General features: G+C 40.9%; 16 protein-coding genes. 14 read left to right on the plus strand and 2 right to left on the minus strand.

Annotated elements, in window-relative coordinates:
* Nucleotides 1-88: 88 nt before the first annotated feature.
* Nucleotides 89-382 carry a hypothetical protein gene (locus tag MK805_RS04345; protein ID WP_240874022.1) on the minus strand — a complete coding sequence of 98 codons (294 nt, stop codon included), beginning with the start codon at nt 380-382 and terminating at the stop codon, nt 89-91.
* A gap of 186 nt (nt 383-568) precedes the next feature.
* On the opposite strand from MK805_RS04345, the gene accB reads away from it, so the two are divergent.
* The 4 genes from accB (at nt 569) to nusB (ending at nt 3337) form a co-directional block, all read left to right on the plus strand.
* Nucleotides 569-1063: an acetyl-CoA carboxylase biotin carboxyl carrier protein gene (accB, locus tag MK805_RS04350; RefSeq protein WP_240874024.1), complete on the plus strand. Its 495-nt coding sequence runs from the start codon at nt 569-571 to the stop codon at nt 1061-1063.
* 17 nt (nt 1064-1080) lie between these two features.
* On the plus strand, nt 1081-2439 hold the full coding sequence (gene accC, locus MK805_RS04355) for an acetyl-CoA carboxylase biotin carboxylase subunit (protein ID WP_240874293.1): 1359 nt from the start codon (nt 1081-1083) through the stop codon (nt 2437-2439).
* Entirely contained in the window at nt 2436-2828 is a 393-nt protein-coding gene (locus MK805_RS04360; RefSeq protein ID WP_240874025.1) for an Asp23/Gls24 family envelope stress response protein, read from the plus strand. The genes accC and MK805_RS04360 overlap by 4 nt, the downstream gene beginning before the upstream one ends.
* A 101-nt stretch (nt 2829-2929) precedes the next feature.
* The gene (gene nusB, locus MK805_RS04365; protein WP_240874027.1) at nt 2930-3337 is read left to right on the plus strand and encodes a transcription antitermination factor NusB; all 408 of its coding nucleotides are present in this window, start codon (nt 2930-2932) and stop codon (nt 3335-3337) included.
* Here nusB and MK805_RS04370 read toward each other — a convergent pair.
* Nucleotides 3288-4487 carry an endonuclease Q family protein gene (locus MK805_RS04370; protein WP_240874028.1) on the minus strand — a complete coding sequence of 400 codons (1200 nt, stop codon included), beginning with the start codon at nt 4485-4487 and terminating at the stop codon, nt 3288-3290. The two genes, nusB and MK805_RS04370, sit on opposite strands and share 50 nt — an antisense overlap.
* A 182-nt stretch (nt 4488-4669) precedes the next feature.
* Here MK805_RS04370 and folD point away from each other — a divergent pair, with 182 nt between their 5' ends.
* From folD to recN, 10 genes are all read left to right on the plus strand, one after another.
* A complete protein-coding gene (gene folD, locus MK805_RS04375) occupies nt 4670-5518 on the plus strand; it encodes a bifunctional methylenetetrahydrofolate dehydrogenase/methenyltetrahydrofolate cyclohydrolase FolD (RefSeq protein ID WP_240874031.1) in 849 nt (282 codons plus the stop codon).
* A complete protein-coding gene (gene xseA / locus MK805_RS04380) occupies nt 5518-6861 on the plus strand; it encodes an exodeoxyribonuclease VII large subunit (RefSeq protein ID WP_240874032.1) in 1344 nt (447 codons plus the stop codon). Before folD ends, xseA begins: the two co-directional genes overlap by 1 nt.
* Nucleotides 6858-7094 carry an exodeoxyribonuclease VII small subunit gene (xseB, locus tag MK805_RS04385; protein WP_420833040.1) on the plus strand — a complete coding sequence of 79 codons (237 nt, stop codon included), beginning with the start codon at nt 6858-6860 and terminating at the stop codon, nt 7092-7094. Before xseA ends, xseB begins: the two co-directional genes overlap by 4 nt.
* A gap of 50 nt (nt 7095-7144) precedes the next feature.
* Nucleotides 7145-8047: a polyprenyl synthetase family protein gene (locus MK805_RS04390; RefSeq protein WP_240874034.1), complete on the plus strand. Its 903-nt coding sequence runs from the start codon at nt 7145-7147 to the stop codon at nt 8045-8047.
* Nucleotides 8048-8199: 152 nt separating this feature from the next.
* Nucleotides 8200-10086, plus strand: a complete 1887-nt coding sequence (dxs, locus tag MK805_RS04395) for a 1-deoxy-D-xylulose-5-phosphate synthase (protein ID WP_240874035.1) — start codon at nt 8200-8202, stop codon at nt 10084-10086.
* Between the two features lie 9 nt (nt 10087-10095).
* Nucleotides 10096-10914, plus strand: coding sequence for a TlyA family RNA methyltransferase (locus MK805_RS04400; RefSeq protein WP_240874036.1), 819 nt, complete (start codon nt 10096-10098; stop codon nt 10912-10914).
* Nucleotides 10915-10940: 26 nt separating this feature from the next.
* Nucleotides 10941-11474 carry a hypothetical protein gene (locus MK805_RS04405; protein WP_240874037.1) on the plus strand — a complete coding sequence of 178 codons (534 nt, stop codon included), beginning with the start codon at nt 10941-10943 and terminating at the stop codon, nt 11472-11474.
* 24 nt (nt 11475-11498) lie between these two features.
* A complete protein-coding gene (locus MK805_RS04410; protein WP_240874038.1) occupies nt 11499-12350 on the plus strand; it encodes an NAD(+)/NADH kinase in 852 nt (283 codons plus the stop codon).
* A gap of 11 nt (nt 12351-12361) precedes the next feature.
* Complete coding sequence (gene ahrC / locus MK805_RS04415; protein ID WP_240874039.1) at nt 12362-12808, plus strand: transcriptional regulator AhrC/ArgR; 447 nt, start codon at nt 12362-12364, stop codon at nt 12806-12808.
* 14 nt (nt 12809-12822) lie between these two features.
* Entirely contained in the window at nt 12823-14520 is a 1698-nt protein-coding gene (gene recN / locus MK805_RS04420; RefSeq protein WP_240874040.1) for a DNA repair protein RecN, read from the plus strand.
* The last annotated feature ends 107 nt before the right edge of the window (nt 14521-14627 follow it).

Here is a 14627-nt window from a genome sequence, read left to right on the forward strand (position 1 = left end):
GCCTTCAATATCTATGGGTAAGCCATTCTTTTTTCGGTGCCGCACGGACGACACCTGAAACAGGTGCCGCCAGTGCAGCTGACGAAAGTCAATCGTTCAACATTTTGATGATCTTGCTTCCCATGATCTTCGCTTTCGCCTTGTTTTTGCCCCACTTGAGGAACTTAGGCAAGATCTTGGCGAAGAAGTAATAGAAGCCGACGAGACGTATCGCCCAACCATCAGTCAGCCAGTGAAAGGCTATGTCGAACCATGTCAGGACAGGGAAGTTCCAGAGAGTGAGGATGATTTTCTCCACTCCCCAGCTTTCAGGAAGTTGATCCAGCAGCCACATGATCAAGGAACCAAGTGCGTTCCCGAAGCTGCTGTAGTCAATCTTCATGCTGATCTCCTTCCACGAACTTTCGTTACTTCTATCTTAAGATAGGGAATGGATAAAAGTAAATGTTAAAAATAAATAATTTTATAGAAATCTTTAATACTCACGCCTTTTGGAGATCACACTAGCCTTTTGCCACAAAAATGGATATGATAAGGACGTAATGTTTTCAAGGAGGAAAAAGGCACAATGACATTAAAAATGCATGAAATACGTGAACTTATTCGTTTAATTGATGAATCTTCTATTGATGAATTTGAGCTTGAAAAAGATGGAGAGAAAGTAGCGATCAAGAAAGCGAAAGCGGAAGTGATCACCCAGCAAGTGACCGCACCTGCTCCTTTTGTTCCGCAAGCAGCTCCACAAGCTGTTGCCCCAGCACAAGTAGCAGAGACAGCGCTACCTGCTGCATCTACCCCTGCTGAGGAATCAACAGACAGCAACTTACATAAAATTGTTTCACCAATGGTAGGGACGTTTTATCGTGCGTCTTCTCCAGATGCTGATCCATATGTTAAAGAAGGAGATACCATCAATAGCAATACAGTAGTTTGTATTGTGGAAGCAATGAAGTTGATGAATGAGCTGGAAGCAGAAGTAAGTGGTACCATTGAGAAAGTACTAGTGGAGAATGGACAGCTAGTTGAGTATGGTCAACCCCTATTTCTCGTGAAACCTTCTTAGGGAAGGAGGAGACAATGATGTTTAAAAAAGTATTAGTAGCCAATCGTGGAGAGATTGCAGTTCGAATTATTCGGGCATGCCGTGAACTTGGGATTGCGACTGTTGCGATCTATTCTGAAGCAGATCGAGAAGCCCTCCATGTTACCCTTGCAGATGAAGCATATTGTGTCGGTCCAGCTATGTCCCGTGACAGCTATCTGAACATGACCAATATTATGAGTGCGGCAACATTGTTAGAAGTTGATGCGATTCATCCAGGTTACGGATTTTTGGCAGAAAACGCTGCTTTTGCAGAGTTATGTGCGAGCTGTAATATTACCTTTATCGGCCCGTCTCCAGAAGCGATTGTGAAAATGGGAGACAAAACCACTGCACGTGAAACGATGATGGAAAGCGGTGTACCAGTTGTTCCAGGTACAGAAGGTGTCATCGAAGATATCCAAGTAGCATTAGAGACAGCCAAAGAGATCGGTTTTCCTGTTATCGTCAAAGCGACAGCTGGCGGTGGCGGTAAAGGAATGCGTGTTGTGCACAGCGAAGAAGAATTAGTGAATGCAGTTAATCTCGCGCAAAAAGAAGCAGAAGCTAATTTTGGAAATCCCGGTGTATACTTGGAGAAATTCCTTGTGGAACCCAGGCATATTGAGATTCAAGTCTTAGCCGACAATCATGGCAATGTCATTCATCTTGGAGAACGAGATTGTTCGATCCAACGGCGTTACCAAAAATTGATCGAGGAAGCTCCATCTCCTGCTATTTCTCCCGAAATAAGAGAAAAGATGGGTCAGGCAGCGATCGCAGCAGCAAAATCAGTGAATTACTCCGGTGCAGGTACCATTGAATTTCTATTTGATCGTGACCAAAATTTTTACTTTATGGAGATGAATACACGAATTCAAGTAGAACACCCTGTTACAGAGTTAATTACTGGTGTAGACTTAGTAAAAGAGCAAATTTTAGTTGCAGCAGGGCATCCATTATCTGTGACTCAAGAAGATATCCAAATCAATGGTTGGGCTATCGAATGTCGTATTAATGCGGAACGGCCAGAGAAAAACTTTATTCCTTCTCCTGGGACGATACAATTTTATCTGCCTCCTGGCGGAACAGGCGTGCGAGTTGATAGCGCATGTTATCCGGGGTATACTATTACCCCCTACTACGATTCAATGGTTGCAAAATTGATCGTTTGGGGTAAAGATCGAAATGAAGCTGTGGCGAGAATGAGCCGAGCACTTACTGAATTTGCTATTCAGGGAGTGCATACCACCATTCCTTTCCATATCAAAATGATGTCTCAACCTAACTTTGTAGAGGGAGATTTTCATATTCAGTTTTTGGAAGGGATAAACTTGTTCGAAGAAGGTGAAATATGATGGAACGTGTAGGGCCTTTAGGAAAAGTGGAGATTGCACCAGAAGTGCTTGAAATAATTGCTGGAATGGCGGCTTCCAAAGTGGAAGGTGTCAGTGGCATGAAAGGTGGAGTAGTCGGGGATATCAACCAACTACTCGGACGCAAAAACTTACGACAAGGTATTCAAGTAGCTTTAAACGAGCAAACTGCAATTCAAGTATCGATTATTGTTGAATATGGATACCATATTCCTAACGTTGGTCAAGAAGTACAAGAGCAAGTGAAATCGGCGATTGAAGCGATGACAGGTATTGTTGTGGATCAAGTTATCGTGCAAGTAGAAGGAATTCGTGTTCCGCAACCTGAGAAAACGAAAGAGAAGCAAGAGAAGCCAAATCGTTTAAAATAAGTATCGTTATGCAAAAAAGTGTTGGTTCTTTTGTACTATAAAAGATTGTCATAAAGATACCGAGCCTTTTGGCTCGGGATTTTTTTGGAGGTGAAAGACCTATGAGTCGTCGGTTAGTTCGTGAGCTTGTTATTCAACGTCAATACCAACAATTAGTACACCCCGAAGATCAAGGGGATATCTTTGCACCAAATGAAGCAAAGCTTTCGGCTGAAGATAAAAGTTACTATGAGATCGTGCGAAATGGATTAGCAACACATTTGGAAGAGATCGACCCTTACATCCGTCGATATGTAAAAAGCGGATGGTCACTCGATCGTCTTTCTATCGTTGACCGAGCAGTTCTCCGCTTGGCAGTTTATGAGCTGCTCTATCAAAAGGATATCCCATCCAAAGTCGTTGTCAATGAAGCAGTTGATTTGGCAAAAGCTTTTAGTGGAGAAGAAGCTGGGCGTTTTGTTAATGGTATTCTTGGCAAGATAATCGCCGAGTTACAGGTGAAGAAATAACTTTTCCATATGTTCCGCCTCCCCCTTTTTCTACTATTAAGTTATTTTTACGGGCTCGATCGATATAATTTGCTAATGTTTCATTTGTTACCTTAGCAATTTCCTCAATCGGAGCATGATGCAAAATATTCATTTCTGACCCAAAATGCGATATAAGCTTGGAAATAGTCTTGTTTCCAACTTTCGGGATAAAATCTAAAGGTATTTGGTGAATATAGGATGGACGGTTGTTGGGAGATGTAGAAGGTTGATCTTTTATCATGGCAATACGATCTTTTACTCCTGTTACTTCTTTGATGCTGCCGCAGGCGGGACAAGTCTGTTTCGCTTTCTCTTTTTGAAGTTCACAGACCAAGCAAAAAGTTTGATAATATTTTCCTAGTCGTGGATTTAGTCCATAATTGGCAACAATTTTTCTGTCTCTCTTTTGTTTGAGCACATGCGTAAACTCTTGGAAACTAGGTTCTTCTACCAAAAATTCATTGTACTCTCTTCCGATTTTTGGTAAGGAATGAGCATCAGAATTTGTTAAAAAGGGCAGTGTTGCTAACTCACTGATCTGATCTGCCATATAGGTATCTGCACTCAGTCCTAATTCAACTGCGTCTAGTAAGGATATATCCAATAGGTTTCGGATTGAAGTTGTCGCACTTCCATATAGACTTTTAAATGGAGTAAAAATATGTGCAGGTACTACTAAACCTTGCAAGCTTTTTACTTTCTTCATAAAAGCCAATACAGGTTGATAGAGCCGCTGGGTGCTAAGTTGGACGTTTTTCATATGCAGTTGCAGCCATGCTGTAAACTGTTTGATTGCCTCTAGAGTCGGAAAATAAGCCAACATGTGAAAAGGTCCAGTATTTGGTTCCCTGCATTCTACTTCGACCCCTAACAAACAGACAGTATTTTGATATATTATCCCGCCATTTGGATGTTCTTGATAAATACCTTGGGTAATGCCAGCTTGGATCTCTTCTTGAACAGGTGGAGAATGTGCATCAATGATACCAATCATAGATAAACCTTTATTTCCACTGGCCTCTTGTACGACATGGTGAAATGTCATATTACGGGCAGCAGTTATTTTTACAGGTAAATTGCTTTCAGTTCTTCCTAGGTGGATATGAAGGTCAGCAAATATCCGGTTCATCTTCTACTCCTCCTAGCTAAATAGTTACACGTTTTCCAAACAAATGGTAAACTATAGATATTATTCTACTTAAACAAAAATAGATACAAAATTCCCTGTGAAGACATGCATATCGAGCGTTTAACATGAAAGGTTAGTGGATTTGCTCATATGGAATTATTATATAAAGAGGTGGAACGAGAATGCCAGCAAAAATTATTAGCGGAAAACAAATAGCAGCAGATATTCGTCAAGAGTTAAAAGCAGAAGTAAGTGAGTTGAGGAGAAATCAGATTTTTCCTAAATTAGTAGTCGTTTTAGTAGGAAATCACCCTGCATCTGAATCTTATGTAAAAGGGAAAATCCGTGCTGCCGAAGAGATTGGCATGGAGTCTGTCTTGATTCGTTTAGAAGATACAATCAGTGAACAAGAACTATTGGATAAAGTAGATGAGTTGAACAAAGATACTACCGTTCATGGGATATTGGTACAACTTCCGTTGCCAAAACAAATTTCAGAGCAGCGCATCATTGAAGCTATCGCTGCGGAAAAAGATGTGGATGGTTTCCACCCAGAAAGTGTTGGCCGGATGGTGATAGGATTAGAAACCTTTTTGTCTTGTACACCACAGGGAATCATCGAGTTACTTCAAAGATCTGATGTGCCAATTCAGGGAAAACATGCTGTCGTAGTAGGCAGAAGTAATATTGTAGGAAAACCTGTTGCCTTGCTGTTATTGCAAAAAGATGCAACAGTGACCATTTGTCACTCCAAAACAAGCGATTTAGCAGCTATTACAAAACAAGCAGATATTTTGATCGCTGCAGTGGGACGTGCAGAAATGATCACACGTGATCATGTAAAACCTGGTGCAGTTGTTATTGACGTGGGGGTAAATCGTACAGAAAAAGGATTAGTTGGGGATGTAAAGTTTGATGAAGTAAGTGAAATTGCATCTGCGATTACACCAGTTCCAGGTGGAGTGGGCCCTATGACGATTACCATGTTAATGGCGAACACGATTGAATCTGCAAAAAGGCATGCACGATAATGGCCAAAGAGGTATGGACGGTACGTCAGTTAGTAGCCCATCTTACCTCACTTGTTACAAAAGATCCAAAGTCGCAGTCCCTTCGGGTTGAAGGTGAAATTTCTAACTTTACTCATCATGCAAGTGGGCACATGTACTTTACTTTAAAAGATGAATCAGCAAGAATGCGAGTTGTCTTTTTTGCCCGGTTTGCAAGATATTTGTTATTTAAACCGAAAAATGGAGATAGAGTTACGATTCGTGGACAGCTCGATGTATATGATCGTGATGGACAAGTGCAGATTCGGGCCTTGGAAATGCGAAACAGTGGTCAAGGAGATTTATTTACTCGGTTTCAATCTCTCAAAGAACAGCTGGAGAAAGAAGGGGTTTTTCAGCGTGAAAAACTTCCTCTGCCTTCTCATCCAAAGCGGATTGGCTTAATTACATCTCCATACGGAGCGGCTGTCAGAGATATAATCACTACTTTGCAACGCCGATATCCACAAGCAAATGTTTTACTCTATCCTGTACAAGTTCAGGGCGATGTGGCAGCTTGGGAAATTTCTCAAGCTATTGAAGAAATGAATCGACGGGTTGAAGTGGATGTGCTGATTGTTGGGCGTGGTGGAGGCTCGATAGAGGAATTATGGGCTTTCAATGAGGAAATGGTCGTAAGGAGTATTGCTAATTCCACCATCCCGATTATTTCTGCCGTTGGTCATGAAACAGATACGACACTCAGTGATTTTGCAGCAGATGTACGGGCTGCTACTCCAACTGCAGCAGCAGAGTTAGCTGTACCAAATCAGGAAGACTTAAAGATGAGATTTTCCTCTCTTGCTTCGAGATTAGCTCTGCTACCTAAAAAACTGCTAGATTCTCGTCGTACTGAGGTTAATCGATTAATAGAACGACCGATTTTCCAGCATCCCAATCGTAGATTGATCCCTCACCAAGAGAAATTTCAATACTTGACAAAGCGTTTGAACCAAGGATTAGCAGCAAATTATTCGAGAGAGGAACGAAGATTAGAACGATTTATTCACCAACTGGAGTCTCGCCAGCCTCGAACACAAGTTACAAATGCTAAGGCTAAGTTGGAACGAATATCCAGGGAGAAAGACTTTCTGTTCCAGCAATCACTGGAACAAAAAGAAAAGCAGTTTGAAAGACTGGTTACACGCTTAGAATCTGTAAGCCCTCTTGCTGTAATGAAACGGGGATATTCATTAGTATATCGTTTATCTGGAAATAAGTTAGTTACCTCTGCTGAACAAGTGAACCCTGGCGATTTAATAGATGTACAACTCGCAGAAGGGAAATTAAAGTGTCAAGTATGGAAGAAGGAGGAAGAAACGTGAGCGATTTAACTTTTGAACAAGCAATGGAGCGATTGGAAGAAGTTGTAGCCCGATTGGAACATGGTGATATCCCTTTGGAAGAGGCGATTAAGCTATATGGAGAAGGTACAAAGTTAGCAGGCATGTGTCGCAAGAAATTGGATTGGGCAGAGCAGCAAGTGGAAATATTGGTAGAAGAGAACGGTGAATGGACGAAAAGGCCATTTCAGCCTATTCGAGAAGAAAACACATAAAATGAGTAAGTGAAGATGTTTTTTGAATGATGCGGTGAGGAAGGAAGATTATGATCATGACAGAGGCAAAAACATACATAAAAAACATGGCAGAAATAGTGCATCAAGAGCTGGATGTCATTAGTAAGGAATGGACAAGTATTCCTGCTACGCTACAAAAAGCAATGCGTTATTCCTTACTCGCAGGTGGAAAGCGGGTTCGTCCTGTTCTTACCATTGCTACAGCAGAAGCACTAGGTGGAAGCATAAAAATGGCTTTGCCTTTTGGCTGTGCAATTGAAATGATTCATACTTATTCTTTAATTCATGATGATTTACCAGCAATGGATGATGATGATTACCGTCGGGGAAAGTTGACGAATCATAAAGTATTTGGGGAAGCAATGGCTATTCTAGCAGGAGATGGTTTATTGACCGAAGCTTTTGGATTGATTGCAAAAGGAGCAAGAGAAGCTCATTTACCTGCCGCGGTTTCACTCGATTTGATTCAAGAAGCAGTGCGGTATGCAGGGACACAGGGCATGATCAATGGTCAGGTACAGGATATGGAAAGTGAATCTAAATCCATTACATTAGATGAATTGGAAGAAATACATCGTCGGAAAACAGGTGATTTAATTACTTATTCTATACGGGTTGGAGCATTGATTGCTGGAGCAAATCAAGAAACATTAGAAGCATTGATGACTTTTTCCTATCAGTTGGGATTGGCATTCCAAATCCAAGACGATATATTGGACGTGGTTGGAGACCAAGAAATCATCGGAAAACCTGTTGGCAGTGATGAACATAATAAGAAGGCTACATATCCTTCCTTACTTGGATTGGATGAATCGAGAAAAAGATTACAAGATTGTATACACATAGCGCGTGAATCGATCCTAAATAGAGAAGACTTAGATCCGACTCGGTTATTGGAACTAGCAGATTATTTACTCTTGCGGGACAGGTAAGGTTCACCTATGCTATAATGTATTTCAAAATCTAGTAATTTGAACACCTTTTTGTGACCAAAGATACATAGAAACGTTCTTCGTTACCGGTCTTCAAATAGACCGGCATTTTTCTGAACGAATATACAACTTTGAAAGCGAGGCGGTCTTTCTTGCTCCTCGAGCAGATCCAAACACCTACAGACTTAAAGAAATTATCGGAGGATCAACTTCCCCAGCTGGCGGAAGAGATAAGGCAGTTTCTCATTAACAGTCTGTCCAGTACAGGTGGACATTTAGCATCAAACCTTGGTGTAGTAGAATTAACCATTGCTCTGCACTATTTATTTAACAGTCCAGAAGATAAGTTTTTATGGGACGTAGGTCATCAAGCCTATGTACACAAGTTATTAACTGGCCGAGGAGACAAATTCTCTAGTCTTCGGCAGTACAAAGGTCTTTGCGGATTTCCTAAGATGAGTGAAAGTGAGCATGATGTTTGGGAAACAGGGCACAGTAGTACTTCTTTATCTGGAGCGATGGGAATGGCTGCTGCTCGAGATATCAAAGGGGAAAGTAACAAAGTAGTGGCGATAATTGGGGATGGTGCGTTAACTGGTGGTATGGCTTTAGAAGCACTTAACCATATCGGTCAAGAACAAAAAGATTTAATTGTCATTTTAAATGATAATGAAATGTCTATTAGTCCTAATGTAGGTGCACTACATAACTACTTGGGAAGACTGCGTACGCATCGTCATTACAATAAAATGAAAGCAGAAGTAGAACAAGTCCTGAAAAAGATCCCTACTATCGGGGGGCCAGTGGCGAAAACACTGGAACGAGTAAAAGACAGCATTAAATTTTTATTGGTTTCTGGTGTGCTGTTTGAAACACTTGGTTTTACTTATTTAGGCCCAGTTGATGGACACCATATGGATGAACTAATGGAGTGTTTGCGTCAAGCCGAACATACAAAGGGACCAGTACTTGTGCATGTTATAACGAAAAAAGGTCAAGGATATAAACCAGCAGAAGATGATTCAGTCAACTTCCACGGCGTAGGGACTTATAAAATTGAGTCTGGTGCTTTTCAAAAGAAAAAGGCGAATGCTCCAGCTTATCCAGCTGTATTTGGAGAGACGATGGTCAAACTTGCTGCAAAAAATCAAAAGATCGTCGCTATCACACCAGCTATGATCACAGGTTCCAAATTGGACAAGTTTCAGCAAACCTATCCAGATCGTTGTTTTGACGTAGGAATTGCAGAGCAGCATGCCACAACATTTGCAGCTGGGTTAGCAACACAAGGGCTGAAGCCTGTGTTATCCATTTATTCGACTTTTTTACAGCGTGCTTATGATCAATTGATTCACGATGTTTGCCGCCAACATTTAAATGTTGTTTTCGCAATTGATCGAGCTGGATTTGTAGGGGAAGATGGCGAGACACACCAAGGTGTATATGACATCAGCTTTATGCGCTCTCAACCTGGACTAGTCATTATGATGCCAAAAGATGAAAATGAATTGCAGCATATGCTTTATACAGCAACTCAATACGAATCAGGCCCGATTGCGGTGAGATATTCCAAAAGTGAAGGCGAAGGAGTCCCCATGGATGAGGATTTTCAATTAATCCCGATCGGAAAATCGGAAATGATTCGAGAAGGGAATCATGTGGCAATTCTTGCCTTCGGAAACATGGTTTCTTTGGCAGTACAAGCAGCAGAGCAATTGGCCCAAGAAGGAATTCAAGCGAAAGTAGTCAATGCACGTTTTGCAAAGCCTTTAGATGAAGAACTGTTGCTTTCTATCCATCAAGAGGGATTACCTATCATTACAGTCGAAGAGGGAACCAAAATTGGTGGTTTTGGCAGTGCTGTATTGGAGTTTTTTGCGGAACAAAACAAAAATCAACGAGTGTCTATCCTCGGTGTACCCGATTACTATGTAGAACATGGTAGTGTCAATGAACAACGAGCCGAAGTTGGTTTGACAGCTGAGGGAATTTGCGAGGTTGCAAGAAAAAGTTGTGTCCCTGATATTCAAAAGATCTGAGGTAATCGAATGGCTAAGGAAAGATTAGACATTCTCCTTGTACAGAAAGGATATTATCCCAGTCGGGAACAAGCCCAGCGGGCCATTATGGCTGGGCTTGTTTTTGTAGACAACGAGCCTTCGACCAAAGTGGGTACGAAGTATCCAGTGGATAGTTCGATTCAAATAAAAGGAGAAACCCATCCTTATGTAAGCCGTGGAGGCTTAAAACTGGAAAAGGCTCTTCACGTTTTTTCTATTGATATGAATGATAAAGTGGTATTAGATATAGGTGCATCTACTGGCGGCTTTACGGATTGTTCCCTGCAAAACGGAGCTTCCTATGTATATGCAATCGATGTTGGCTATGGTCAGCTTGCTTGGAAACTTCGTACAGATGAACGAGTAAAAGTGATGGAACGTACGAATTTTCGCCATGTACAAGCCGAAGACTTAGAAGGACCAATTCCGAATTTTGCAACTATTGATGTTTCTTTTATCTCCTTATCGAATATCATGCCAACTTTAAAGCGTTTATTACCTGATGGAAGTGAAGTAGTAGCTTTGATTAAACCGCAATTTGAAGCGCAAAAAGATCAAGTAGAGAAAAAAGGAATAGTGAGTGATGCAGCTGTTCATCATGATGTATTGAAAAGAATGATGGAAATGTTCTTTCAGGAAGGGTATGGAATCGCAGGTCTTTCTTCCTCGCCGATAAGAGGAGGAAAAGGAAATATTGAATTTTTAGCGTATCTGATAAAAGGGACGGATGAACGTTCTTTTTCTATAGAGGATCAGATCGAGCTGGTTTTACAAGAAGCTCATCGAACCCCCATGTTGGAAGAATAGTTTTCTTATGGAGAGAGGGAGGGAGCGTGTCACAATCAGGTGATTCCATTGTTTTAGTACTTATCATTCTATTAATTTTGTTTTTGATTCTAAGAAAATGGGTTTCTTTTCAATTTGCCAAAGACATACTATTGAACAAAGCACAAAAAGAACCTAAACAGATAAAAGGAGAAGTAGCAGATTTACTTCGAGAATATGGTTATGAACCCATTGAGGGAAAGAAAAAAATCCCTATCTCTATCGAATTGGATAAAGAGCCCTATGAGAGTAGAATGTTTATCGATTTTTTGGCGATGAAAGAAGATTTATTATATGTGGTGCTTGTAGCAAAAGAGAGAAAACCACTGCGTAAGACAGGAGCAGCCATCCGTGATCATCTTTTCCCATTTTTTTTGCTCTATCGACCAGCAGGAATTGTATATATCGATAAAGCAAAAAATAAAGTGTCGCTTGTACAGTTTTCTCATCCGGCGTTATTGGAATCACAAAAAAAATTTCCAATGGGTTATGTGATTACTTTTTTAATTGGTATGATTTTTATGTGGATAATACAAAAATGATAAGCGTAACCTTGGGGTGGACAGATGAAAACAATAGGCATCATGGCTAATCAAACAAAACCTACCGCACTGACGGTTGCAAAAAAGCTGACAGATCTGATTGAATACAAAGGTGCTACGGTATGTCTTGATACAGATTTGGCAAAAGTACTTGGTCAAGAAAATAAAGGAATTCCGTTGGATGACTTTCCGATCCATGTAGACTGTGCCTTTGTGCTCGGTGGAGATGGTACACTACTTGGAGTGGCAAGAAAATTAGCTGGTTCCCGCATTCCTATATTAGGTATTAATTTGGGATACCTCGGTTTTTTATCCGAAGCAGAACCAGAAGACCTCTCTGCATCCGTTGATCGAATATTAGCGGGAGAGTATTGTGTCGAAAAAAGACTCATGCTAGAAGCAGAAGTGATTCGCCAAGATGAAGTAGTCAAAAGAGGAATTTCCTTAAATGATATCGGAATAGCAAAAGGTTCTTTTAGCCGGATGATTACGTGTACCGTAAAAATGGACGGAACCTTTGTCAGTACTTACTCTGGGGATGGGGTTATCATTTCTACCCCAACAGGTTCCACTGCTTACTCCCTTTCCTGCGGAGGTCCTATTGTTTGGCCGGGTTTGGAGTGTATTTTACTTACACCAATCTGCCCACATACATTAACTTCACGTCCTATGGTGCTTCCAGCAAATAGTATTTTAGAAATCGAGGTTGCAGCCAATCATAACGAAATTGGTGTTACAATAGATGGTCAAGAAGGATTTACGTTAGAACGTGGAGATATTGTTCGAATTGGGAAATCACCTTGTTCCACACATTTGATCAAATGGAAAGAGCGTACTTTTTTTGAAGTAATCCGCAAAAAATTGCAAGAGCAGTAGGAGCGAATTTCATGAAAGCACAACGTCATATTCGTATTCGGGAAATTATTACAAGCAAAGATATTGAAACGCAGGATGATCTAGTAGCAGAGTTAAAAAAAGCTGGCTATAATGTCACACAAGCGACAATTTCCCGTGATATCAAAGAATTGCATCTCGTAAAAGTTCCACTTAGCAATGGGGCTTACAAATATTCTTTGCCTGCCGATCGTCGCTTTAACCCATTGCAAAAATTAAAGCGTTTATTACAAGAATCTTTCGTTGGGATAGATTTTGCGGAAAATCTTGTCGTCATGAATACATTGCCAGGTAATGCACATGCCATAGCAGCCTTATTGGATAATCTAGACTGGGATGAAATATTGGGGACGATTGCTGGAGATGATACGATATTGATCATTTGCCGATCCAAACCAATAGCGGAAGAAATAGTTCAACGGTTCTTAGACATGTTGTAGGGGAAGATGAGTTTATGCTAAAAGAACTGTCCATCCATCAATTTGCCATCGTAGAAAATATAAACCTGACTTTTGATCAAGGTTTCCACGTCTTGACGGGGGAAACTGGGGCAGGGAAATCCATTTTAATAGATGCTCTAGGACTGGTCATCGGAGGCAGAGCTTCTAGTGATTTTGTTCGTCATGGTTCTTCAAAAGCAATTATTGAGGCTAGTTTTGACTTCCCAGCAGATCACCCTGCTATCACATTGTTAAAAGAATGGGATATTGAGGCAGAAGAGGAGTACCTCATCATTCGCAGAGAGATTGCAATAAGTGGGAAGAGCACTTGTCGAGTAAATGGACGTATGATCACTTTAGCCATGTTAAAACAATTAGGGAATCACCTCATACATATACATGGTCAACATGAGCATACGGGATTGCTACAAGTAGAAGAGCATCTTGTCTGGCTGGATCAGTTTGGTGGATCTAAAATCTTAGATAAACGTAAAGAATACCAAAATGTATATCGTCAATATCAAGAGATAACAAAACAAATCGCACAGCTCGATCTCGATCAGCAAGAAATGGAACGGAGAGTGGATATGCTTCAGTTTCAGGTATCTGAAATAAAAGATGCCAGATTGGTGGCTGGGGAAGAAGAAGCATTACAAGAAGAAGAAAAGCGGTTAGCCGGCGGGGAAAAACTAATTTCCCGGGTATCAGGAGCCTATCAGATTTTATCGGCTGAAGGCGGTGGAATCACTCAGCTGCGTCGTGCGGTATCCTATTTGCAAGAAGTGGCAGGATTAGATTCCACAATCCAAAGCATTTTAGAAAATATAGAAGCAGCTACTTTCCAATTAGAGGAAGCTGCCCGGGATTTAAGCAGTTATCAAGATAGTTTAGATTTTTCACCGGAGCGGTTATATGAAGTACAAGATCGAATTCATACAATCCGGCAATTGCAACGAAAATATGGAGAGACCACTTCTGATATTTTGAGCTATCTGGAGCGTGCAGAAGAAGAATTAGAGCGGCTTTTGAATGTAGAAGAAAATAAAGAACATCTATATGTGAAACAAAAACAGTTGAAAAATGAACTATTGCAAAAAGCAGCAGAGTTGACGCAGTTAAGAAAACAAGCAGCTTCCGAACTGGAAGTACAAGTTGAAGCGCAACTAGCTGATTTGATGATGGGTTCTAGTGTTTTTCATGTCTCCTTTTTTCCTGATCCTTTCCAGAAAGCAGCAATTACTGCTACTGGGATGGATCAAGTTGAGTTTCAACTTTCTCCAGGTCCTGGAGAACCCCTCAGGTCCTTAACCAAAATTGCCTCAGGTGGGGAGTTATCTCGGATCATGCTGGCATTAAAATGTATATTTAGTGGGCGTGATCAAGTACAGACTCTAATCTTTGACGAAGTAGATACAGGGGTGAGTGGCCGGGCAGCTCAGGCGATTGCAGAAAAAATAGCCTTACTTGCTTCCGAAAATCAAGTATTATGTGTTACCCATTTGCCGCAAGTAGCATGTATGGCGGATGTCCATTTTTATGTATCCAAACAGATCAGTGAACAAAAGACGAGTTCTGGGGTTGTAAAGCTAGATAAAGCAGGGAGAATCATGGAATTATCTAGAATGCTCGGTGGGGCTGAAGTTACAGCTAGAACAAAGCAACATGCTGCCGAAATGTTATTTTTAGCGAATAAGGTCAAAACAAGACAGTAACAAAAATGTTCCGAACTGTTTAGGGGCTAGGAAGCATTTGTTACTTATAAGGCAACAGCATTGCGGGTAAATTATTCACAAGCCTCTCAAGTGCGAAGGAATAGGTA

It is taken from the genome of Shimazuella soli, assembly GCF_022511585.1.
Lineage (GTDB): Bacteria > Bacillota > Bacilli > Thermoactinomycetales > Thermoactinomycetaceae > Shimazuella > Shimazuella soli.